This is a genomic window from Winogradskyella echinorum, from assembly GCF_014297365.1.
In the GTDB taxonomy this organism is placed as follows: domain Bacteria; phylum Bacteroidota; class Bacteroidia; order Flavobacteriales; family Flavobacteriaceae; genus Winogradskyella; species Winogradskyella echinorum.
Genome location: NZ_JACOQD010000001.1, coordinates 1,126,001 through 1,149,374 on the forward strand (window position 1 = coordinate 1,126,001; position 23,374 = coordinate 1,149,374).

General features: G+C 29.7%; 21 protein-coding genes. 1 reads left to right on the forward strand and 20 read right to left on the reverse strand.

Translation table 11 applies throughout. The features are described from left to right. Positions 1-4 precede the first annotated feature (4 nt). Entirely contained in the window at positions 5-1,153 is a 1,149-nt protein-coding gene (locus H8K90_RS05025; protein WP_246457520.1) for a glycosyltransferase family 4 protein, read from the forward strand. Here H8K90_RS05025 and H8K90_RS05030 read toward each other — a convergent pair. The 20 genes from H8K90_RS05030 to H8K90_RS05125 form a co-directional block, all read right to left on the reverse strand. Continuing rightward, positions 1,150-2,505, reverse strand: a complete 1,356-nt coding sequence (locus tag H8K90_RS05030; protein WP_390622203.1) for an undecaprenyl-phosphate glucose phosphotransferase — start codon at positions 2,503-2,505, stop codon at positions 1,150-1,152. The two genes, H8K90_RS05025 and H8K90_RS05030, sit on opposite strands and share 4 nt — an antisense overlap. A 169-nt stretch (positions 2,506-2,674) precedes the next feature. Then, positions 2,675-3,886 carry a WcaI family glycosyltransferase gene (locus H8K90_RS05035; protein ID WP_186844830.1) on the reverse strand — a complete coding sequence of 404 codons (1,212 nt, stop codon included), beginning with the start codon at positions 3,884-3,886 and terminating at the stop codon, positions 2,675-2,677. A 5-nt stretch (positions 3,887-3,891) separates the two neighbouring features. Then, on the reverse strand, positions 3,892-4,611 hold the full coding sequence (locus H8K90_RS05040; RefSeq protein WP_186844831.1) for an FkbM family methyltransferase: 720 nt from the start codon (positions 4,609-4,611) through the stop codon (positions 3,892-3,894). Positions 4,612-4,615: 4 nt separating this feature from the next. Beyond that, entirely contained in the window at positions 4,616-5,596 is a 981-nt protein-coding gene (locus tag H8K90_RS05045) for an NAD-dependent epimerase/dehydratase family protein (RefSeq protein ID WP_186844832.1), read from the reverse strand. Between the two features lies 1 nt (position 5,597). Then, entirely contained in the window at positions 5,598-6,692 is a 1,095-nt protein-coding gene (locus tag H8K90_RS05050; protein WP_186844833.1) for a glycosyltransferase, read from the reverse strand. After that, positions 6,692-7,945, reverse strand: coding sequence for an O-antigen ligase family protein (locus tag H8K90_RS05055; protein ID WP_186844834.1), 1,254 nt, complete (start codon positions 7,943-7,945; stop codon positions 6,692-6,694). The genes H8K90_RS05050 and H8K90_RS05055 overlap by 1 nt, the downstream gene beginning before the upstream one ends. A gap of 423 nt (positions 7,946-8,368) precedes the next feature. Next, entirely contained in the window at positions 8,369-9,577 is a 1,209-nt protein-coding gene (locus H8K90_RS05060) for an O-antigen ligase family protein (RefSeq protein WP_186844835.1), read from the reverse strand. After that, entirely contained in the window at positions 9,565-10,326 is a 762-nt protein-coding gene (locus H8K90_RS05065; RefSeq protein WP_186844836.1) for a glycosyltransferase family 2 protein, read from the reverse strand. The genes H8K90_RS05060 and H8K90_RS05065 overlap by 13 nt, the downstream gene beginning before the upstream one ends. A 9-nt stretch (positions 10,327-10,335) precedes the next feature. Then, positions 10,336-11,319, reverse strand: coding sequence for a sulfotransferase family protein (locus H8K90_RS05070; protein ID WP_186844837.1), 984 nt, complete (start codon positions 11,317-11,319; stop codon positions 10,336-10,338). Positions 11,320-11,322: 3 nt separating this feature from the next. Then, positions 11,323-12,642, reverse strand: a complete 1,320-nt coding sequence (locus H8K90_RS05075; RefSeq protein WP_186844838.1) for a flippase — start codon at positions 12,640-12,642, stop codon at positions 11,323-11,325. 37 nt (positions 12,643-12,679) lie between these two features. Continuing rightward, a complete protein-coding gene (locus H8K90_RS05080; RefSeq protein ID WP_186844839.1) occupies positions 12,680-13,729 on the reverse strand; it encodes a GDP-L-fucose synthase family protein in 1,050 nt (349 codons plus the stop codon). A 3-nt stretch (positions 13,730-13,732) separates the two neighbouring features. After that, positions 13,733-14,848, reverse strand: coding sequence for a GDP-mannose 4,6-dehydratase (gmd, locus tag H8K90_RS05085; protein ID WP_186844840.1), 1,116 nt, complete (start codon positions 14,846-14,848; stop codon positions 13,733-13,735). An 83-nt stretch (positions 14,849-14,931) separates the two neighbouring features. Continuing rightward, complete coding sequence (gene rfbD / locus H8K90_RS05090) at positions 14,932-15,786, reverse strand: dTDP-4-dehydrorhamnose reductase (RefSeq protein ID WP_186844841.1); 855 nt, start codon at positions 15,784-15,786, stop codon at positions 14,932-14,934. Then, the gene (rfbC, locus tag H8K90_RS05095; RefSeq protein ID WP_186844842.1) at positions 15,783-16,328 is read right to left on the reverse strand and encodes a dTDP-4-dehydrorhamnose 3,5-epimerase; all 546 of its coding nucleotides are present in this window, start codon (positions 16,326-16,328) and stop codon (positions 15,783-15,785) included. Before rfbC ends, rfbD begins: the two co-directional genes overlap by 4 nt. 1 nt (position 16,329) lies before the next feature. After that, a complete protein-coding gene (rfbA, locus tag H8K90_RS05100; RefSeq protein ID WP_186844843.1) occupies positions 16,330-17,193 on the reverse strand; it encodes a glucose-1-phosphate thymidylyltransferase RfbA in 864 nt (287 codons plus the stop codon). After that, positions 17,193-18,206: a dTDP-glucose 4,6-dehydratase gene (gene rfbB, locus H8K90_RS05105; protein ID WP_186844844.1), complete on the reverse strand. Its 1,014-nt coding sequence runs from the start codon at positions 18,204-18,206 to the stop codon at positions 17,193-17,195. Before rfbB ends, rfbA begins: the two co-directional genes overlap by 1 nt. Then, positions 18,199-19,251 (reverse strand): hypothetical protein, encoded by a 1,053-nt coding sequence (locus H8K90_RS05110; RefSeq protein WP_186844845.1) that lies wholly within the window; start codon positions 19,249-19,251, stop codon positions 18,199-18,201. Before H8K90_RS05110 ends, rfbB begins: the two co-directional genes overlap by 8 nt. A 4-nt stretch (positions 19,252-19,255) precedes the next feature. After that, positions 19,256-20,947 (reverse strand): DUF6909 family protein, encoded by a 1,692-nt coding sequence (locus tag H8K90_RS05115; protein WP_186844846.1) that lies wholly within the window; start codon positions 20,945-20,947, stop codon positions 19,256-19,258. 26 nt (positions 20,948-20,973) lie between these two features. Beyond that, positions 20,974-22,476: a GH3 auxin-responsive promoter family protein gene (locus H8K90_RS05120; RefSeq protein ID WP_186844847.1), complete on the reverse strand. Its 1,503-nt coding sequence runs from the start codon at positions 22,474-22,476 to the stop codon at positions 20,974-20,976. Further along, the gene (locus H8K90_RS05125) at positions 22,476-23,345 is read right to left on the reverse strand and encodes a M23 family metallopeptidase (RefSeq protein WP_186844848.1); all 870 of its coding nucleotides are present in this window, start codon (positions 23,343-23,345) and stop codon (positions 22,476-22,478) included. Before H8K90_RS05125 ends, H8K90_RS05120 begins: the two co-directional genes overlap by 1 nt. Between the last annotated feature and the right edge of the window lie 29 nt (positions 23,346-23,374).

Here is a 23,374-nt window from a genome sequence, read left to right on the forward strand (position 1 = left end):
ATTAATGATAATAACGAGTTATTACCCACCAGAAATTGGTGCGGCTTCTAATCGTATATTTCATTTAGCTGAAGGTTTAAAAAAGGATTATAACGTAAGTGTTGTTACCCCTTTACCTAATTACCCAACCGGAAAAATATTTAAAGACTATAAAGGGAAATTTAGCTCTAAAACTGAAGATAGTGGTATTGTTATTAACCGCTTATGGATTTACGCTTCGGTTTCTAAGAATAAATTTCTACGTCTATTTGCTATGCTTTCTTATAGTTTTAGCTTAATGTGGTTTTTTCTATGGCATAAGATTCCCAATAAAGTAATTGTACAGTCTCCACCACTTTTAGTGTCTTTTACATGTATGTTCTTCCTAAAATCTAAAAAAAGAAAACTCATACTTAATGTGAGTGATTTATGGCCAAGTGCCGGATTAGAATTAGGGGCTTTGAAAGATGGTTTTGTATACAAAACACTTAAAAAACTTGAAGCTTTCAACTATAAAAAAGCAAATTTAATATTAGGACAAAGTAACGAGATACTCTCTCATATAAAAACAATAACTACCAAACCAGAATTATTTCTTTACAGAAACTTTCCTGAAATTAAATATCCTAAACTTATAGAAAAAGAATCTTCTCCAGACAAAATGAAAGTGGTTTATGCAGGTCTTTTGGGTGTTGCTCAAGGTATTTATAAACTTTGTAATGAAGTAGATTATAAATCTATTGAGTTTCACATTTATGGTTCTGGAGCAGAGGAAGAAGCTATTAAAGGTCTGATTGAGTCAAAAAAAGATTTACCACTTTATTTTCATGGTAGAGTAAATAGGGAGCAATTGCACAAAGAGCTTCTAAATTATGATCTAACAATTATTCCGTTGTTAAATAGAATATATGGTTCGGTCCCATCAAAATTATTTGAATACGCTAAATTAGGGCTTCCGATGCTTTATTTTGGAGGTGGCGAAGGAGAAGATGTTATTAAAAAAAACAAGCTGGGTTGGATTGCTAAGGAAGGAAATTACAAGGAATTAAACATTATTTTAAACTCTATATCTAAAAAAGATTTAAGTATGGATTTTAAAACAAATATACAGAATACAGCAAGGCATCACTTTGATTTTAAAAAACAATTAGAGTCCCTTAAAAAAACCCTTTAATAGGCCTTTTCATCACCTTTTACAGCATTTACAAAAGTTTGAAATATAATTTTCATATCTAAAAGCAATGACCAATTTTCTATATAGAAGATATCATATTTTACTCTACCAATAATATCTTTATCTGTTTCCACTTCTCCCCTAAATCCACTGGTTTGGGCTAAACCTGTAATTCCTGGTTTAACAAAGTGTCTTACCATAAATTTGTCGATTTTTTTAGCGTACATATTAGTGTGACTTACCATATGTGGTCTTGGCCCAACAACAGACATATCACCAAAAAGCACATTAAAAAACTGAGGGAGTTCATCGATACTTGTTTTTCTAAGAAATCGGCCAACTTTTGTAACACGTTCATCCCCTCTTGTAGCTTGATATAAGTGTGCGTCTTTATTTGGCGTCATGGATCTAAACTTGTAACAATCAAATTCCTTGTAATTAAACCCATTTCTAGATTGTTTAAAAAATACTGGGCCTTTAGATTCTAGCTTTATTAAGATGGCTATTATTGGAGTTAGCCAGGATAATACAAAAATAATAACAACACTAGAAAACAAAATATCAAATGCTCTTTTAATAAATGTATTTACGGAGTCCTCTAGTGGAATATTCCTTAATGTAAGAACTGGAATATAATCATAGTACTCATAGCGTAGTTTTTTAGAATAGATCTCTTTACTGTCTGGTATAAATTTTAAAATCTTTAAATTATTATCTGCAAAATCAACAATATCAGCAATTTGCGTGTTTGATAGTTCTGAAATAGAACAATATATCTCATCAATTCCTTCGTTGAGTATGTATTGAAAACATTGGTCTAGTGTGCCTTGCTTGTTTTTAAAGTCAAAGGTTTTTTTGTGCAAATAACCATACTCAGGATTTTTAGTGAAAAAACTTTCTAGTGCCTGGGTTTTTTTATTTAACCCTAAAACCACCGTTTTTCTAAAATTACCACCAAAAGACACTCTATATTTTTGCAATAAATAATATATAGCAAATTTTAAAATTGCAATAGACAAAAAACAAAAAAGTGTATATTTTATTATTGGTCTAGGATAAATTCTTAACTCATGAAAAAACCCGGAAAAAGCAAAAACAAGGAGTAAAAATAAAATTAACTGCTTTACAATAAGAGAAAGAATGTTTATTGGTCTTGTATACCTATAAACTTCGTAAAACCCTGAATAAACTGATAATAACAACCAACCAAGAGATATGGAAATTGAAAAAATTAAAAGATCTTTTCCGTTAAGCAAATAATATATCGCCATTCCATTGATAATTGTTAAATCAATTATATAGGAAATAGGTCTTAAATACCCTGAATATCTTCCGTGTTTAAATAAACTCAATGCTCGTATAAATAATTAACAAATGTAGTTCTTTTCCTGAGTTTATATATTTTAATAGTTAAAGTTTTACTATTCTAAAATTAGGCTAAAATTATAATATATACAATAATGTTTTAGATTTTGCTTAAAAGTCGTGAACATTATAAAAATCCAAGATTAGTGCTTTGTACTACAGCTCCTTAAGTTTTTTTAACATGTTTGATAAAATCTTATCTTTTGAAAAATTTTCAATCACATAATCCCTAGCTTTTTGACCTTTTTTTTGCGATTTATTTTTATCTGTTGTTAAGTACTCTAAACCATTTACAATTGTATTAGAATATTTAGAGTAAAAAAGACCCGCGCCTGAGGCTTCAAAAATGGATTTTATTTCAGATTTATCATTACCAATTATTATGGATGGTTTAGCACTTGCCATCATACCTAAAACTTTAGAGGGCATAACTGTATCAATAACTTCTGGCTTTTGAAACAAAATATGTACATCAGTACTACACAATAAATCAGATAATTCTTCAAACGGGACTGGTGGGTAATATCTTATATTATTAAAAACTTTTATTGCATTACAAACCCATTCTTTTTTAGCACCATCACCAACAATAATAATTTCATATTTACTTTTATTTATGTCATTACAAAATTGAATAAATGCTTTCCAATCTTGTTTATCGCCGATATTACCTGAATAAAGTATTTTTATTTTTTCTGATTTAAGATATAGATGTGTCTTAGAAGTAGCTGGATTAATTTTATCTTCATCAATCCAGTTTGGTAAAAAAAACTGATCTGATTTCGTTTTTTCGGAAAGCTTATTTAGCATACTATAACTAATCGTACTTGCAAGGTCTGCTTTAGAAAACAACCACTTTTCTAACTTAAAAAGCAATGAAAAAATAATGCTTTTACGTTTTCCGACACCTGTTTGTAGTGCTGCATCAAATTCAAAATCTTGAACGTGTATCCATATCTTAGATTTATATAATAGTTTGCAAACCATTCCTAAAAAAATACAGCTTGTAAATGGTACTACTGTAATTACAACATCTGGCTTATTTTTTAAGATAAAAATATTCCATAAATTACCTATTGTAAAACTTATTAAATGAATAATTCTTTTAATAAAGTTAGGCCTCTTTGGTACATATTGTTTGTGCCTATAAATAGTGACATTGTTAAATTTTTCTTTTGTGAAGCGTGACAGGTCTTTATAATCATTATAAATTCTCCATTGTGGATAATAAGGAAAACCAGTAATTACAGAAGTTTGATGATACCCTGAAAGATACTCCATCATCTGAGAGTTGTATAATCCTATAGCTGTATCTTCAGGATAAAAATTAGGAGAAATTAGAAGAATTTTTTTTTTTGAATTACTCATTAATTCTACCTCTTTTTATATAGAAAATCGGCCTCAATATAATTTCCGTCTTTTCCCATATTGAAGTCTAACATTGTTCTCATCTCAAAATTATGTAAATTTAAAAATGCATTTAATTCTGTGTATGAGGGTTGGTTTTTATAAAGTTCTTCAAAATTTGACTCCACAATGATATAATCTATTTTTTTTAAAGTATTAACAGCTCCTTTCAAGGCTTCAACCTCAAAACCCTGAACATCAAGTTTTAGTAATGTTTTCCCATGGATATTCAACTCTTCATGCATATCATCTAAAGTTCTAATTTGAACTTTTATTATTTCAACATCGTTTTTAGGATAGTCTGTGTTTTTTTTAGATATATCTAGGAATGAGCTAATATGAAAATATTTATTTTTTTGAAAGTCTAGTTCTCCTTTCTCATTTCCTAGAGCGAAATTATAGTTTGTAATGTTGTTATTGCTAACCTTGACTAGGCCTTCAAACAATTCAGGAATTGGCTCAAAAGAATAAATATTGGCACTAGGATAAAAATAATTAGCAGCCTTTTGAAATTGCCCCTTATTGGCACCTACATCAATTATAGTTGTTAAATTAGACTCGATTTTATACAAATTGTTAATCATATCAAAGGATGCAAATGAGAAAACCCTTCCTTTTATTAGGTTTAACAGCCATTTTGTTTTTAATACAATAAATAATCTTTTAAGAAAGGAGTTGTACGTCATTATTTTATTGATTATTTGTTTGATTTAAATGCTTCTCCATCCATTTAATGGTTTTCTTGGTAGACTCTTCTATTGAATATGGTAAATTTCCTATTTCTTTCTTAACTTTACTTAAATCGTATATCATTTCCGTTACTAAATTATTAAGACGAAAAGACGTTATAGGCGGAGCGTTCATAATACCAACTTTTTTCATTACATCTCCAATAATCGCCATAATCTTTAATGTCCAATACGGAACTTTTCTAATTTTTGATTTCCCAAAGTTTTGGGATATAAGATTTGCCCATTGCCATAAATTAGTTGTTTCAAAATCAGATAAATAAATTACTTTTTGATTAAACAATTGATCTCTTAGTAAATAGTTTAATATATAAGTTGCATTCTCGACATAACCAAAATGCTTTTCGATTTTTTTATTTCCAGGATATAAAAAATAACCTTTATATATAGTATCAAAGAAGTTTCTATATGGTACATCAAACCATGGTCCCCAAATTGACGTTGGTCTTACAATTGTCCAATCACATGGTATCTCATTTGAGTTTTTCACAATATTCTCACCAATAATTTTGCTTTCTCCATAATAGTTTATAGGGCAATAATCGTCCATATTTTTTGGAGAATAGCCTATTTTGCACACCAATCGAGAAGAAGCAAATATTATTTTTTTTAAATTTTTACATTCCTTAGAGGCTTCGATTAGGTTCTCCACTCCTACCGTGTTTGCAGAATAAGACTCAAGATCCACACCATCTAAGTCCGTTCTTGCTGCCATATGAAATATAAAATCAGGGTTGAATTTTTTAAAGGTGTTTTTTAACTCTTCTAAATCTAATATATCAACACTTTTCCAATAAGGTAAATGTTTTTTATTTCTTGGTTCTAGTATATCAACATTTAATATAATCTTATTATTTATATACTTTTCAACCAGATTAGTACCAATAAATCCAGACCCTCCTGTAATTAATATTTTGTCCATTTTATTGATTTGATATAGCCTTTTTGTATAACTCTAACCAATCGTTTCCTCTTGACTCCCAACTATAATTTGATCTCACAAACTTAGACAATTTATCCCCATTATTTAACCTATCTATTTCAGACCACTTAAACACTTCCTCTAAGGTTGTTTTCAATTCCTTAATATTAGGTTCAATCAAAACACCACCATTTTTATTCCAATTTGGACTTAAACCCGTTCTCCAAGAAGTAATAACAGGAATCTTATGCATTGCAGCTTCTAAATTTACCATTCCGATAGCCTCTGCACGTGATGGCAGAATAAATACATGCGCATTCTGATATAAAGAATCTTTTTTATCTCCCTGCACCATGCCCTCAAAAAATATATTATTCCTTTTTTGATATTTACTGATAATTTTATCTAATTCAACTTTATATTCATTAATAGAACCCGCAATACGAAGATCATACTTATTTTGATTAATTAAGCAAAAAGCTTCAATTAATAAGTCGATACCTTTAACACTATGCAATCTACCTAAATACAACAAATATGGCTTATTATTCCCGTAGGGTAACAAATTACTATTATTCTCTTGGTAATTAATTAAATTAGGAATTTCTATAATCTTATTATTAGGAAAAAGTGATTTTTGAGTACTTTTTTCATTCGGAGTTATGGCGTGTATAATTGTAGCCTTTTTAAAATATTTACTAATAACAAATTTAAAATATGCATTCTTCTTAATTTTTCCTTGTGACCAGTACCAAGGTTCATACATTCCATGAGAGGTTAATACAAATGGGATGTTATTTTGTAATGCAAAATTTGCAGCACAATATTGAGGATACATCCAAACACCGTGAATATGAATTAAATCAATCTTCAATTCACTATAAATTTCTTTAATCTTGCCCTTTAGTTTGCTTGAATACAGCCAGATTTTAGAGGTTTTTTGGATTAAAAATACCTTATCACCTGGCTCGGCCTTTAGAGTTAATATATACGAATTGACATTAATATTGTTTAAATAATTATGCAAATTTTCGACTACAGTTCTAACTCCACCACCCGAATAGGAGTAATCTTCTACAACATGTAATATTCGCATTATTTTATTTCTTTTTTGTAATTATGAAGACTTAAAACAAATAGGCATAAATACCAATTCCAAAAAATTTGACCATGATGACGGTACATAAAATTTTCAACAAAATTGATTAAAAAAATCTGTAAAACAAAAAGAAAAAATAATAAACTTCTAGTTTCCAAAGTATAGTTTAAAACCTTAAACAAGTAAAATAAAAACAATACTATCCCTAAAATACCCGTGGAAATTAAAATATACAAATAATAATTATGTGTGTCATATTTTGATTTTAAATAAAAATCAGAATCATAATTGTTTTTATAACAATTATTTAATTCCTCTTGAATATTTTCTAGTCCAACTCCAGAAATATAGTTTTCCTTTGCTAATTCTATTGAGCACTTAAACACCGCTAATCTTATATTAGTGGCCGTTGTATAAAGCCCTTTTAATTCACTATTGTATTCATTATAAATTTCATCAACTCTTGCTTTTACTGTTGGAATACAAAAAATTAAGGTGCCAAATATTATTGAGAAAAAAATAAAAATTAAAACTCGTTTGAAGATTGTTACTTTTAGTAGTGTAAAAACACAAATTACTACTGTTATAGCTAATAATATTAATACTCCTTTTGCCGACAGCATAAATATCATAAACCCACATATGGCCAAGAAAATGATTCTGTAATAACTCCCCTGAAAAAATTTAATACTATTATGAGTGAAAGAAAATAAAAAAAACATACTTGAGTAAGTTGGATGAATTCCAGATAAGGGAATCTCATATACAGAGGCTCTAAATAATGACTGATATGAATTGTCTATGCTAAATAAATAATTTATTTCATTTGATTTCAAAAATTCATAGAAGTAGTAAATTGCTAATAAACAACAAGCTATAGTAAACACATCTAAGCTTCTATTTAAAATATTACGAACATTCAGTTCTCTAGGGAAAAACCCAAATAAAATTGGAATTAGTAAAAAGCTTACATTTTTTTGAAGAATTATGCTGTGATCTAAAATACCATTAGAAAACAATAAGTTACAAAAAACAATAATAAAAGGAATTGTGAGATATAAATACTTGAATTTGAATTGAACTTTTTCTTTATTTATGATAGAATAAATTAATAAAGCTAATCCAAAAATTATAATAGTAATCGATCCATAATTCTCTTTTAAAATAGGAAATAATGAAAGGCTTAATGTGCTCAGGTATAAGAATTGGGCTGACCAACTTTTAGCTTTATTCAAATTTTCTTGAGTCATAATTGTATTTTATCACATTTATAATAAATAAAAGTTAGGAGGTGAGAAATAATGACTGTCTCTCAGTATTTTTAAAATAATTATAAATTGTCTATGCAATTATACTAATTTCATTTTTTAGTCTGAACTACTTTATAAACTAATGCACAAATAACAAATACTGTAAAAACAAAATTATCTTTGTGGATTATTTTGCAAACTAGAGTTAACAAGACACATATAATGTCAACAAATATACCGACACTGCATTCTAAATAATTTTTCGTTCCTATATCTAATAAAAAGTTGCTGTTCAATAGGCTAAACTTAACTTTATTGTAAATAGTATCTTATTGATTTAATTCTTCGGAAATAATAAAGGATTGAATATCTTTTTATTAAAGATTTTTACAAAGACTATTAGAAACTAAATATTTACCTCAGCTAGCTATTGACAAGTTCTCTAGAATGTGTAATATCTTTATCAAAGTTTTTTACGAAAATTAATAGAAAAAAATAGAATTCTGGAGGAAAATAATGACCCTCTCTTATTAGTTTAACTATCAGATAAAAAAATGTTGCTTGTTGAATATCACTATTATCTGTTTTAAAAAGTTTAATTGACCTTGAAACAAAATACACAATAAAAAATAAAGAAAAAACACCTAGATCAACAAAAAATCTTAAAAAAAGAGAATTAGCGTCAAACTTATTTATTTTAGATTGGTCTAAGGTTAATAAATATTTTGGAGGGGTCATTAGAGGATAATATTTTTCATATTGATTAGGATAAGAACCCAAACCAGTGCCCAAAGGGTAATCCTTTATGCTTTTTATGGAAATAAAACTATTACTTAATAAAGCATAGGTGCTAAGGTTAACACCATTTTTAAATTTGCCTTTTAAGCCTTCTTCAAATGATTCAGTGGTTTCTTTTATTCTTCTTACAAATACATTAGAATCTTCTCTATTCGTGGGCTTATCCCAATTAGAACTTAAATAATATATAGAAGACAAAGAAATAACAAGAAATACCCCTAAGTATTTTAGTAAATATTTTGCCTTAATCATTGGTATAAAAACAATTAGCAATAAGCCTAAATAGCCCATTGAAGATTTAGATAATAATATAGTAGTGACTATTAATCCAAACTTAAAGTAGCTTTTCCTCTTTAAAAGTACGAAAACAGCTGGCAACATTATTGCTGCATAATGGGCGGGTTCGTTTAAAATTCCATTAAGTCTATCTCCACCAACAAACACATTAATCCTTAAATAAAACATAGGAATTGCAAGTAAGGCAATTACAAATGCAAATTTTAAATACGCTTCAAATAAACACTCCTTGCCATAGGTTTTTAGTAAATTATAGAAAAAGAAACTAGAAATACATATACCTGTAATTTGCGCAAATAAACTTAATACTACATTGCTGACAAATATTGACATTATAACACCATGAACAATAAAAAATAGAACAATCAATAAATGATTTTTGTTAATTACAAAACTCTTTTTGTAAATCAGTAATAAAGAATTAATAATTACAATTAAATAAAAGAGCTTTAAATCAATGATAAAATGAAAAACGAAGTCTTCTGTAAATAAAGCAAAAATGCTAGAATTTATAATATACTTATCTACTTTACCCATTGGAAGTTTCTTCTGTATTTATTTTTTAACCAGGCAATCATAAAATCATATAAACAGACAATATACGGAATGTTTGCCGTGTCTCTTTTTGCTCTCAATGTTTCCTTAAATGCTAAAATTACATTATCATTACTAACACCTCCATCGGTCATAAAAGCAGAATTAAATTCTATTTTCATAGTTTTTAATTCTTTCTTTGCCCTAAGTAAAAGCTCATAATCTCCTGCTATTTTATAACTATCATTAAAGTAACCATAGGTTTCAAAATATATTTTGTTGTGAAAAGCTCCCACATGAGCAATGTTCATATATTTTTTAAAAACCTTCCATTTCCATGTACCGTTAATATTTTTTAATACTTTATTGTTGCGAATTAAATTAACATTAGAATAGACAAGGTCTAATTTAGAAGCTGTATTTAAAATTGTTTTTTGGTAGTATTCTACTGCATTTTCTACATACCAATCGTCCGATCCAAGAAACGAAACCCACTCACCTGTAGATAACCTCAAGCCTTTGTTCCAAGCATCATAAATTCCACTATCTTTCTCAGAAATCCATTTAAAAGAGATATTAGCCTTATTAAAGTCTTGCTCATATTCTTTAATAATTTGAACAGTACTATCATTAGATTTTCCATCAATAATAATATATTCTATATCATTAACGGTTTGGTTTAAAATAGAGTTTATTGTCTTTCTTATTGTTTTCTCACTATTATAAGTAGCTGTTATAACACTTAATTTCACAGGGCTTTATTATGATATAAAAGTTTTTTTTATCCAAGAAGTGGACTTTGAAAAGAATAAATATAAGTTAAATCTTATGATTGTTTTGTAAATAAAAAAAGAAAAGAGGTCTTTTATAGCATTGTGCTTACCTTTAGTTTTTAATTGGTTTAATTCTAATAATAATTGTGCCTTATCAAAACCTTGAGTTTTCAAGTCTTCGTCAGTAAGACTTTTGTCTATATACTTTCTTAGAATCCATTTCCTAACATTAGAATTGAACACCGTTTTCCATTTGGATAAAGTTTCTGGGGTTATAGATGAATATTTCTTTATACCTGTTGGATCCCCAAGATATTTTTCGGTATCAATCTTAGTGTTTACAAAATTATACTCTAAATCTTTGTTGTATTCTATTCCTAAAAAATCTTGAATCGATTTAATTGTTTCAAGTGGATTATTTACTAAATCAGAATAATTAACCTTAAATGTGTTTTTTTTTTGTCCGTATTTTTGGTAAGATTCACTCAATTTCTTAAATCCATAATACAAATCATTGTGACTTCCGTATAATTTTGAAAAATTATTATTGCACCATGTAGTTAAGATAGACGCATATACTTGAATTGGATTTCTAAATAGAAAAATGAACTTAGCGTTAGGAAATATTTTATATAAATCATCAATGATATAGTAATATCTTGGTGTTTTGTCCAAAAAATACACCTCATCTTCCTTTAGAAATTTTGAATATATATTTGTTGAAAAATTCCTAATTTCATTATAATAAATCTCATTACCATTTGGAAGCGTACTTAAAAGGTCTATTATTCCTTTATTAGATAGTTTATTAGAGTACTCAGATAATCCTCCTTGCTCTTTTATAGAATAAACTAATGGTAATAATAACCAAGGCTCACTAGTTCCTCCAATAGATTTATGGCTCAATAGAATTCTTTGTAGAAGTGTTGAGCCAGATCTTGGTAAAGAGAATATAAAAATTGGAGATCTCATAAATTATAATTTAAAGGTTATAATTGTCCAAAAACCTAATTTCATCTTTATGATGAATACCAGAGTAATATTCCAAAAAATCATTGCTGTTGAGCTTGCAATTGCCGCACCATTAATTCCATATAATGGAATTAGAACAAGATTTAATATTAAATTAATGAAAAATGCTATTATTATGACATTTTGGTAAGTTTTTTGTTGATCCGTCATTTGCATAATGTAACCAACAGAACCGGAAATTGCATTAACAAATCTCGAAATACATAGCACTATTAAAGCAAAAGAGCCTGCGACGAATTCTTCGCCAAAATAAGATAGAATTCTACTTGAAAATAACACTAAAATCAATAAGATTGGTGTAGTGGTATAAAAAATTAATTTTGTAGACTTCTGTACGGTTTCTTTTAGGCCGTCAAAATCTTTATTTGAAAAAAACTCAACAAATTTAGGCGTCGCAATAGAATTAACTGCAATTAAAAAAATACCAGATAACGTAGAAAGTTTCAATGCCGAATCATAAATACCTATTTCAGAAGTTGTATTATAAAACGAAATTATAATTACATCAGACCAACCCATAAGAAGAGCAAATGACGTTGATAACAACATTGGTGATGAAATACTGATAATGCGTTTGAAACTATATATTTCAGCCTTTTTTGATCTGTTATTTATTAGAGATTTATGCCTAAGGGTATTAATAAAGTAGATTACCGAAAATATCGAAGTAATCGCAATAGATATAAAATACACTTTAAAAACAGGCATAGCTATTTTCAAAACATAAAAAGTCACTAATAGAATGAAAAACAAGATATTTACAGCTGTTGTTTGAAAAAGAACATGCTTGGTTATATTTTTTATAGCTTGGAAATATCCGCTAATAATTGTTAGAACTACAGTAGGAATAATAGCAAAACAAATTATTTTAACTAGCGGTTTTATTTCATTGGATTTAATAAGGTGTTCAACTAGATAATCAGAAAAAATAAGTGTAACCAAAATAACCGTAATTGAGGTTACAAGAGAGATAATAATTACTTTTTTGAGGACATTATAAATTTCTTTACTCTTGTTAATGTTGAGCTCAGTTATAATTCTTACCAATGAATTATCAAAACCAAACTTAGGTATTAAAGTTAATATACCTAAAATTGTAAAACATAATGAGTGTAAGCCCCAAGTCTCAGCACCAAAATTATTTGTAACAAACAACATCGCCATGTACCCAAAAAGCATGCCTACTAACTTTAGTAGAAAAGAAATTGAGCTTCCTTTTAGAAGCTCATTAAAGTTAGTTTCCTTGTTCGTTTTAAATAACATTTATATTAAATCAGTAATCTTGGCTGAGTAACTTAAGTTAATTATTTTTTTTATACCATTCAAAGGCTATTTTAATCCCGTCATCTATATTCATACTGTGTTTCCAACCTAATTCGTTTAATCTAGAAACATCTGTAAGTTTTCTTATGGTTCCATCAGGTTTATTGGTATTATAGATCAACTCACCCTCAAATCCAATAATACTTTTTATCTTTTCTGCAAGTTCAGCTATTGAAATATCCTCGCCAGTACCAATATTGATATGGGTATTTCTTATTTCCTTCTGATCTGCATTATAAGTATCTCTAAAACTTCTATTTTCCATTAAAAAAACACATGCATCCGCCATATCTTTTGACCATAAAAATTCTCGTCTTGGTTTACCTGTGCCCCAAATTTCTACACTGTTTTTTGAAACACCAAAGGAGGCTAAATACTCCTTAGCCTCTTCAATAGTTTTAAAACTTGTATCTTTTAGAACAGCTTCATAATTTTCTTCATTAAGAAGTTTTGCTAAATATATTTTTCTAATTAGAGCGGGTAAAACATGTGATTTTTCTAAATCGAAATTATCGTTTGGACCATATAAATTAGTTGGCATTACCGAAATAAAGTTGGTGCCATACTGTAAATTATAGCTTTCGCACATTTTTATACCTGCTATTTTAGCAATAGCATAAGGCTCATTAGTATATTCTAAAATATCTGTTAGTAAATAATCTTCTTTCATTGGTTGAGGACAATTTTTAGGGTATATACATGTACTCCCTAAAAACAATAGTTTCTTAACTCCATTAACATAACTTTGATGAATTACGTTGTTTTGAATCATTAAATTTTCATAGATAAAATCTGCTCTATACACATTATTTGCAACAATACCACCCACTTTTGCAGCCGCTAAAATGACATATTCTGGTTTTTCTGTATTGAAAAATTCTTGAACTTCGATCTGATTACTTAAATCTAATTTTGAGTGGGTTCTAGTAATAATATTATTGTAGCCTTTAAGTTCTAGATTTTCTAATATTGCACTACCAACAAGACCTCTATGTCCAGCAACGTAAATTTTAGAGTTTTTATTCATCTCTTACTCAAAATAATTCTTAATTCTATATCCACCATCTTTTAGATACTGCTGTTTTTGCATCAGTTTAATATCGCTAGACATCATATCTTCTATCAAGGCTGGTAGATCATATTCTGGTATCCATCCTAGTTTTTCTCGAGCTTTTGAGGCATCACCAATTAAAAGATCAACTTCTGTTGGTCTAAAATATTTTTCATCTACAGCAACCACCTCCTTTCCTATTTCAATTTGAAAATCAGGATTTTTACATGCTTTAACATATCCCTTTTCCTTAATTCCTTCTCCGTTAAATTCTAATTCTATTCCAACATGTCCAAAAGACATCTTTACAAAATCTCTTACAGTTGTAGTTTTACCAGTTGCAATAACCCAATCTTCTGGTTCATTTGCCTGAAGAATCATCCACATCATTCTTATATAATCTTTAGCGTGTCCCCAATCTCGTTGAGCGTCCAAATTACCTAAGTATATCTTATCTTGCAACCCTAACGCAATTCTAGATGTTGCTCTAGTTATTTTTCGGGTTACAAAAGTTTCACCTCTTATTGGAGATTCATGATTAAATAAAATACCATTACAGGCATACATGCCGTAGGCTTCTCTATAATTAACTGTAATCCAATAAGCATACATTTTTGCCACCGCATAAGGGCTTCTAGGGTAAAATGGTGTTGTTTCGGTTTGAGGAACTTCTTGTACTTTTCCGTATAGTTCTGATGTAGATGCTTGATATATTTTAGTTTTCTTCTCAAGACCTAAAATTCTAACCGCTTCTAATATTCGTAATGTACCAATACCATCTGCATTTGCCGTGTATTCTGGTATTTCAAAAGACACATGTACATGACTCATTGCTGCCAAATTATAGATTTCATCTGGCTGAACCTCCTGAATTATTCTAATTAGATTAGTACTATCAGTTAAATCACAATAATGTAAAATAAAATTGACATCCTCCTCGTGTGGATCTTGATATAAATGATCTATTCTATCGGTATTAAATAAAGAAGATCTGCGCTTAAGCCCATGCACTATATAACCTTTTTTAAGAAGAAACTCACTTAAATATGCTCCATCTTGCCCTGTAACTCCTGTTATAATAGCTGTTTTTTTCATTCCGTAGCTAAATGTTTTGAATTTTTACTAATTAACAAAGGTAATTATTTAATATCCCTTTTTATAGCATTTAAGTTTTATCTTCATTTGTTTTTATAACTCTTAAATACAAACCTTAAGTTTTCTTCCCAACTCAAAAGTTCTTTATAAAATTCTTCCGTCTTATTTAAGTCCAAAACACTATAATTTGGCCGTTTAGCACGTGTTTTAAACTTTTCTATTGGTTTAATATTATCTAACTTTTCAGGTTTAAAATTTCTAACAATTTCTTTTGCAAACCCATACCATGTAGTACTTCCGTTAGCAGAGAAATGGTAAATTCCATAAGGTAAAGTATCTTCTTTAATAATGTGTAGAATAAACTCAGATAAATCAATACAACTCGTTGGTGTTCCCTCCTCTTCTGTGGTAATATTTAAAACTTCATCATTTTCAATTTTACCTATAACCGTTTTTAAAAAATTTTTGCCATATAATGAATACAACCATGAGGTTCTAATAATATAGTAGTGATCTAATTCCTCTTTAATGTATAACTCTCCTTGTAATTTAGATTTTCCATATTCGTTAATTGGATTCGTTATATCATTTACTGTATAAGGTTCTTTATTTTTGCCATCGAATACATAGTCTGTTGAAATATGTATTAATTTAATGCCATTAGTATTACAAACCTCAGCAATATTCCTTGCGCCTTCTGCATTTATCTTAAAAGCTTCTTCTGTATTTTCTTCAGCATTTTCAACATTAGTGTATGCTGCACAATTTATGCAATAATCAAAACCTGCATTAGCTAGTATGGTTGCTAACTTGTTTTTATCAGTTATGTCTAAATCAACTCTAGAAAAAAAATGAAACTCAACGCCATCAAATTCATCTAAATTTTTAATTGTTTTGCCCAACTGTCCATTAGCACCAAGTACAACTATTTTCTTCATAACTTAAACGATTTAAAACTTGGCAGAACTAAATCTTTGTTAGATATGATTAGCTCATTTTTAGAAAGTTTCCAATCAATACCTAAATCTTCATCGTTATAAATAATCCCAGTTTCGGCCTCTTTGTTATAAAAATTATCACACTTGTAACTAAAAATAGTTTCATCTTCTAAAACTAAAAAACCATGTGCAAATCCTCTTGGTATAAAAATTTGTGTTTTATTTTTGTCTGAAAGCTCTACAGACAAATGTTCACCAAAAGTTGGAGATTTTGGTCTTAAATCTACAACAACATCTAACACTTTACCTTTAATTACTCTTACCAATTTTGCCTGAGCATAGTCACCAACTTGATAATGAAGACCTCTAAGCACACCTTTTGATGATTGTGACTCATTATCTTGAACAAAATCTATTTCTAGCCCTAGAGCATCATTAAAAGCTTTTTGGTTATGGCTTTCTATAAAATAACCACGTTTATCTTTAAAGACTTGTGGTTGAAGTATAAAGCAACCTTTTAGTTTTGTTTCTTTTACAACCATACTATTCAGACAATAAACTTAACAATTGCTTACCATAACCGCTTTTAGTTAAAGGCTCAACCACTTCCTTGAATTGGCTTTTATCAATTAAACCCATTCTATAAGCAGCTTCTTCTATTGCACCAATCATTAGTCCTTGTCTCTCCTCAATTACTTGAACAAACTGAGAGGCTTGCATTAAAGATTTAAAGGTGCCTGTATCTAGCCATGCTGTGCCTTTGTCTAATATGCTCACTTTTAGTTTTCCTTGGCTTAAATACGCTTTATTGACATCTGTAATTTCTAATTCACCTCTTTTACTTGGTTTTATGCTTTTAGCAATCTCTACTACCGAATTATCGTAAAAATAAATACCGGGAACAGCATAACTAGATTTAGGCTTTAAAGGCTTTTCTTCAATCGAAACTGCAATACCATTATCATCAAACTCAACTACGCCATAGCGCTCTGGATCATTTACATGATATGCATAAATAATACCACCATCCGGATTGTTATTCTGTTGAAGTAATTCTGATAAGCCTGTACCATAAAAAATATTATCCCCAAGAATTAAAGCTACCTTGTCGTCTCCAATAAAATCTTCAGCAATAATAAAAGCTTCAGCCAATCCATTAGGTGATTCTTGCTCCGCATATTCAAAGTTGCAACCATACTTTTTGCCATCTCCCAACAGTTTTTTAAATAATGGCAAGTCTTGCGGTGTAGATATAATTAAAATATCCTTAATTCCAGACCATATTAAAGTAGAAATTGGGTAATATATCATTGGCTTATTGTAGATTGGCATCAACTGTTTGCTTATCGCCAAAGTCAATGGGTGCAATCTTGTGCCAGAGCCACCTGCTAATACAATTCCCTTCATTATTTATTATACTTATTTAGATACCATTCTATCGTTTTTACAATACCTGTTTCAAAATTTTCATTAGCATCCCAACCTAATTCATTTTCTATTTTAGAAGCGTCAATAGCATATCTAAAATCATGTCCTGGTCTATCCTCAACAAAAGTAATCTGTTTAGAATAAGGCATGTTTTTAGGCCTTACCTCATCTAATATACCACATATTTTATGAGCTATATATAAATTATCTCTTTCATTTTTTCCGCCAATATTATAGGTGTCGCCTGTTTTACCTTTATAATAAGCTAACTCAATACCTTTGCAATGGTCTGCTACATAAAGCCAGTCTCTAATATTTTTTCCATCTCCGTAAATAGGAATCTCTTCATTATTAATTGCTTTTCTAATTATGGTTGGAATTAATTTTTCGTCATGTTGTTTTGGACCATAATTATTACTGCAATTAGTCGTAACGACATTCATACCATAAGTATGATAATAGCTTCTTACTATAAAATCTGATGATGCTTTTGAAGCACTATACGGACTATTAGGTGCATAAGGAGTGTTTTCTGTAAAAAAACCCGTTTTACCGAGAGAGCCATAAACCTCATCTGTTGATATGTGATGAAATCTATTATTTTCACAACCTTCTTTGAATATAAATGGCGCATCCATCCAATAACTCTTAGCTGTATGCAGCAAATTAAAGGTTCCATATACATTAGTGTTGATAAAAGTATCTGGTGCCTTTATAGAATTATCGACATGAGACTCTGCTGCAAAATGAATAACACCAGAAAACTGATATTTTTTAAAAAGTTCATTTACGAGTTTGTTGTCGCAAATATCACCTTTAATAAAGGTGTAGTTTTTATTTTTGGATAGTTCTTTTAAATTAGAAAGCTCACCTGCGTAGGTAAGCTTATCTAAATTTATAACTTCTGTGTTCTCATTATGTTTTAAAAAATGAATTATAAAATTAGATCCTATAAAACCTGCTCCACCAGTTATTAAAATCTTTTTACTCATAGTTTTTAATAAAATTGAACGCTTTCAATAATAAAAACCATAAAACGAAAAGAAGTAATGCTAAAGCAGGGAATAAAATATGGTAACGCTTCGTTATTCCTTGGTCTTTATTACCTATTCTGTCAAAGCCAGAAAGCACATCAAAATAGGTGTTTTCTTCTGCAATAGTTTGATTTAATTTATTTAGAGCCCTTCTAATTTCTTGTTCTTTTAAAAACAATTCATATTCTTTAGTGGCTGTTTTCTCTTCTTGAAGCGGTAATCCACCAGTTATATCTAATGATACTTTACTCTTTTCGGATTCGTTTTTTATAACCTCTAAATAGGTGTTTTGTATGTTTTCTAAACTTGCTAATTGCTTTAATAAATTTTCTCTTTCAATAAGAGCCATTGTGTCTCTTACTTTTTTCTTATAAACTGAATGAGGATTCACAAATGTTTTTTTAAATCCCTCTTCTAGATCTAAAAAAATATCCTTTTCATGTGCTTTTACAATAACAGAAAATAATCTCCCAGACAATAAGTCTCTATTGTTTACAAACTCTTTATAGCTTAATTCGTCTACCAAAGAAGTATCAACAGACATAACATATTCATCATACTCTTTAAATAAATCATTTTGTGTTTCTGGTCCAGCTTCAAAATCAAAACTCACTAAGGCTTTTGCTCTAATTGTATCTATTTCAAAAATGTTTGACAATTCTTTAAGGTCACCTGAGCCAATTAATGAATTAAAGTAATCAATGTTATTTGCTAGCTGATATTTTGAATCAAAATGAGGTTTAACCACCATATTTGAATAATACATTGGCTTTTTTGTCTTCTGCAAAATAAAACCGAGAGCGGTAGCAATCACTAAAGCAATGGCAACCAATTTAAAATGAACTACAAGTGGCTTTATGGTATAAATAATAGCAGAAAAAATAGCTTTAAAAATCTTTCCTATAAATGAAAAGAACCTTTCAAACAATTTTCCAATTGCATTAAACAACTGCCCTAAATCTACCTCTTCGCTTTGTGGTTGTTGTGGTAATTTTTCGCTCATATATTTATGAATTAAATATTTGTTCTAGTATTTTCTTGGTTATAACATAAGTTGGTTTAACACCAGATGTACCTAAACCTCCAGAGGCTAAAGTACTCCCTGTTTCTAGCGGGTTATCACTTGCATAATAAGCGTACCTTACCTTTACATCTTCATTAATACTTCCTCTTACTTTAGAAGCCGCTTGTATAGCTTTTTGGTAGTGTGCACCTTCCATTTCTAAGCCAATTACATTCCATGTTGAGTTTTTAAAGAATTTTAAAATCTCTTTATTTTGAAGTGATGTTCCTAAAACAGTAACCATGGTACCTTCAAAAACATCAACTCCACAATCTAATAAATCATTTTTACTCAACTCATTTTTAAATGGATAGTTATCAGCTGTACCTTCAAATATATGCGCAGACGGAATCATAACATCTCCTTTACCTCCTTGCAAAATACCTGCTTTTCCCATAATTGAAATAGACTTAACATCTAAGTGAACTTGCTTCCCTCCAACTTTTATTGGTTTTAAAAACTCATCTAAAGTTTCATAGGCTTGTTCACCAAAAGCATAATCCATAACAAAGATAACTGCTTTATTAGACTTTTCTTCTTCAAGATATTTGAATCCCGATTTAGAAAAATCAATCTTATCTGTGTCAAAAATCTGAACATCGATGTTGGTTCCTGAGTTGTCTTTAATGTATAGCATTCCGTTTTGCAACGCAGATTTCTCTACTTTATTGCGCAAAGCCGCATTTTTTGAGTCGCTTAATGTTTCATAAACCTCAAAAATATCTTTTTTAGCTTCAGATGCTTTAAGTACTCCTTTAGCAAATAGAGAGTTCATAACGCTATGCATATTGGCACTAATTATATGAATAGGTCGTTCTAATAAATCATTACTATGTAATACTGATTTTATGCGATCTGCCCATATTTCTCCATGGATGTGATGACCTAATCGTTCTCTAAGTACAGGACTAAATGTTATCGTTCTTTTGTTATTATTAATGGTTTCCTCTATAGCGAGCTTACCTAACCAATAGACAATGTGTAATAATCGCTCTGGTTGGTTTTCAGTAGCAAATTTAGGATAAGCTTCTGTTAACTCATTAAAAGTTCTGCCCAATATATTCGCTGTATGTGTAATAGCAATTTCACGTTCTTTCTGCGTAAGTTTCTTACCAGAGCTTACAGCATTTTCTAACTTCTTCCAATCTCTTACTGTTGATCCATCTTCATCAATAATAACACGTTTGCTAATTTTATGAGACTCAACAAACAAAAACGTTAAATGCGTAAGTATATCATAGATTTCTGAGCGTCCTCGAGTTATCTCAATATTCATTTGCTCGTCATCTATACGATAACAATTTCGTCTTCGTTTAGGTGGTATTATAGCTTTAAAATGCGAATTTGCATAACCTTCATCACTTGTAAGGTTAATAAAAGTACATTCTTCTATACCTTGAGGTAATCGGTCTATTACATATAATAAACCCTCTAGTTCCGCTTTTTCTTCTCCGATGGAACCATAAATTTCTGGACGTAGTAGAAGTAATGCCTCTCTTAACGTTTCGCCAGAAACACCCATTGGTTTATAGAATCCACGATTAAAGAGATGACGCATAGTAATATACATACGCTCTATGGCACTCGAACTTTCTTGAGCTCTTGTTCTTTCGTGTTTTTTCTTAGTTGTATCCATACTTTATTTTAACCTACTAATATAGGCTATTTTGTTAAATGCAATTGCCATATAGTATCAGCAATTTTTCTATCATTTGATAATCTTGGTATTTTATTTTGCCCTCCTAACTTTCCTATAGATTTCATGTATGTTTGAAAACCATCTTTTTTGATTTTAGTAATTTTTAAAGGCTGTAATACCTTACCTGTAATCAAATCAAAATAATAACTGTTTTGTTGCTGTAGTGATGTTTCTAAATTTTTAATAAAGTCTTTTTCATTTTTAGGTTCATTTTCAAACTCTATTAGCCACTCATGGTATGGTAAGCCTTCTTCGGGATTAATTTGAGGTGCAACTGTAAATTCATTTACCGAAATTGAAGTGTTTTCTGTAGCTTCTTTTAAAGCTTGTTCAACTTCTTTTCCTATAACATGTTCCCCAAATGCTGAAATAAAATGTTTTATCCTTCCACTCACAATAACTCTATAAGGTTTTAAGGATGTAAACTCTACTGTATCTCCAATATTATATGCCCAAAGACCAGCTGTTGTAGATATTATCATTACATAATTAACACCTAACTCTACATCTGCAATAGTGATGCGTTCTGGGTTTTCGTTAAAGAAATCATCTGCCTTTACAAACTCGTAAAAAATACCAGAATTAAGTTGAAGTAACATCCCTTTTTCATCTTGCTTATCTTGAAATGCAAAAAAGCCCTCACTTGCAGGATACAGTTCTATACTATCAACTTTTCTTCCAATTAAGTTTTCAAATTTAGCACGATAAGGCTCGTAATTGACACCTCCAAAAATGAATAAATTGAAATTTTTAAAAATATCACCAACCTTTTTATTCTTCTTTTCAATAAGTTTTTCAAAATACATTTGTACCCAAGATGGTATTCCAGAAATGATACTCATGTCTTCGTTTATTGTTTCTTCAACAATAGCCTCTACTTTAGTTTCCCAATCGTCAATGCAATTAGTTTTTAAACTAGGCATTCTATTTTTTTGGAGATATTTAGGTACATAATGTGCCACAATACCAGATAAACGCCCAAGTTTAATTCCGTTTTTTTCTTCGAGAATTGGACTTCCTTGAAGAAAAATCATTTTACCATCTACAAATTTTGAATTGCCTGTTTCATGTATGTACATTAAAATAGCATTTCGTGCCGCTTCTACGTGCGTTGGCATACTCTCTTTAGTAATTGGTATATATTTAGCGCCAGAGGTTGTGCCAGATGTTTTAGCAAAGTAAATAGGCTTGCCTTTCCAAAGGATATCTTCTTCACCTTTAACAACACGTTCTACATAGGGTCTTAACGCTTCGTAATCTCTTATAGGAACTTTAGGTTTAAAATCTTGATAAGTTTTAATTGAGTTGAATTGATGATCTTTTCCAAATGCAGTATACTTGGCATCAGCAATAAGGTTATTAAACACCTTTAGCTGTGTTTCTGCGGGTTTAGAAGCCCATTTTTTAATGCGCTTAGCAATATATTTGGCAAACGGTTTTGAAAGTGCTGCTTTAACTGATGGCATTACTGAAAATCAATAAAATTAGTTGGGTTTACTGGATAACCTTTACTCCAAAGTTCAAAATGTAAATGCGGCCCTGTACTTAATTCTCCTGAATTGCCAGACATAGCTATAACCTCTCCTGCTTTTACTAAATCACCTTGAGCTTTTGTAATTGCCGAGTTATGCTTGTAAACAGAAATCAATTCCTGGTTGTGTTCCATAATGACAACATAACCTGTTTCGACTGTCCATTCTGCAAAGATTACTGTACCATCTGCAGTTGCTTTTACAGGTGTATCTGCAGCAACAACCACATCAACGGCATAATGCTTTTCTTCTAAATTATATCCTTCTGAAATTGTACCGTTAACTGGTGGAAAAAGCACGTAATTAGATTGATCACCAGAAGATTCAAATAAATTGTATTTATCTTCCTTATCTACTTTTTCCCTTAGCAAAGAATCTTCTTTATTTGTGGGAACGCGTAAAACATCAACATCATTTTTTGCGGCTTGTAAAATTGAATCTCTGTTAAATTCTAAAGAAGCAACATCTCCCGTTAGTACCTTTCTTATAGAAGCATAGTATTTTTTGTTTAACTCTAGTTCGTTAACAAGAGAGTCAGTTTTATAATTTAATAATGTTGCTTGCTTTTTTAACTTCGTTGAAGAGTATCCTGGTATATATTCTCTTAACGGAGTAAAAGCAATTAGTAAAATGGTAAAGAAAACAAGCGATATTGCAGAAAGTGATGTAAGAATAAACACATTAAGACGTGTTAGCTTAATAGCAAAACGTTCTTCAAAAGTATCCTCGTTTAGAATTACCAAACGGTACTTGTGAAGTAGTTTTTTTGTGAATTTTTTCTCTTTTACTTTCTTTTTTGCCATTAAAACAAAATTAGTTAAAATAGTGAAAT

Excerpts from the sequence above, each read along its gene's own strand:
- H8K90_RS05025 (WP_246457520.1), top strand. The coding sequence starts at position 5 with ATGATAATAACGAGTTATTACCCACCAGAAATTGGTGCGGCTTCTAAT.
- H8K90_RS05035 (WP_186844830.1), bottom strand. The coding sequence starts at position 3,886 with ATGAGTAATTCAAAAAAAAAAATTCTTCTAATTTCTCCTAATTTTTAT.
- H8K90_RS05040 (WP_186844831.1), bottom strand. The coding sequence starts at position 4,611 with ATGACGTACAACTCCTTTCTTAAAAGATTATTTATTGTATTAAAAACA.
- H8K90_RS05045 (WP_186844832.1), bottom strand. The coding sequence starts at position 5,596 with ATGGACAAAATATTAATTACAGGAGGGTCTGGATTTATTGGTACTAAT.
- H8K90_RS05050 (WP_186844833.1), bottom strand. The coding sequence starts at position 6,692 with ATGCGAATATTACATGTTGTAGAAGATTACTCCTATTCGGGTGGTGGA.
- H8K90_RS05055 (WP_186844834.1), bottom strand. The coding sequence starts at position 7,945 with ATGACTCAAGAAAATTTGAATAAAGCTAAAAGTTGGTCAGCCCAATTC.
- H8K90_RS05060 (WP_186844835.1), bottom strand. The coding sequence starts at position 9,577 with ATGGGTAAAGTAGATAAGTATATTATAAATTCTAGCATTTTTGCTTTA.
- H8K90_RS05070 (WP_186844837.1), bottom strand. The coding sequence starts at position 11,319 with ATGAGATCTCCAATTTTTATATTCTCTTTACCAAGATCTGGCTCAACA.
- H8K90_RS05075 (WP_186844838.1), bottom strand. The coding sequence starts at position 12,642 with ATGTTATTTAAAACGAACAAGGAAACTAACTTTAATGAGCTTCTAAAA.
- H8K90_RS05080 (WP_186844839.1), bottom strand. The coding sequence starts at position 13,729 with ATGAATAAAAACTCTAAAATTTACGTTGCTGGACATAGAGGTCTTGTT.
- gmd (WP_186844840.1), bottom strand. The coding sequence starts at position 14,848 with ATGAAAAAAACAGCTATTATAACAGGAGTTACAGGGCAAGATGGAGCA.
- rfbD (WP_186844841.1), bottom strand. The coding sequence starts at position 15,786 with ATGAAGAAAATAGTTGTACTTGGTGCTAATGGACAGTTGGGCAAAACA.
- rfbC (WP_186844842.1), bottom strand. The coding sequence starts at position 16,328 with ATGGTTGTAAAAGAAACAAAACTAAAAGGTTGCTTTATACTTCAACCA.
- rfbA (WP_186844843.1), bottom strand. The coding sequence starts at position 17,193 with ATGAAGGGAATTGTATTAGCAGGTGGCTCTGGCACAAGATTGCACCCA.
- rfbB (WP_186844844.1), bottom strand. The coding sequence starts at position 18,206 with ATGAGTAAAAAGATTTTAATAACTGGTGGAGCAGGTTTTATAGGATCT.
- H8K90_RS05110 (WP_186844845.1), bottom strand. The coding sequence starts at position 19,251 with ATGAGCGAAAAATTACCACAACAACCACAAAGCGAAGAGGTAGATTTA.
- H8K90_RS05115 (WP_186844846.1), bottom strand. The coding sequence starts at position 20,947 with ATGGATACAACTAAGAAAAAACACGAAAGAACAAGAGCTCAAGAAAGT.
- H8K90_RS05120 (WP_186844847.1), bottom strand. The coding sequence starts at position 22,476 with ATGCCATCAGTTAAAGCAGCACTTTCAAAACCGTTTGCCAAATATATT.
- H8K90_RS05125 (WP_186844848.1), bottom strand. The coding sequence starts at position 23,345 with ATGGCAAAAAAGAAAGTAAAAGAGAAAAAATTCACAAAAAAACTACTT.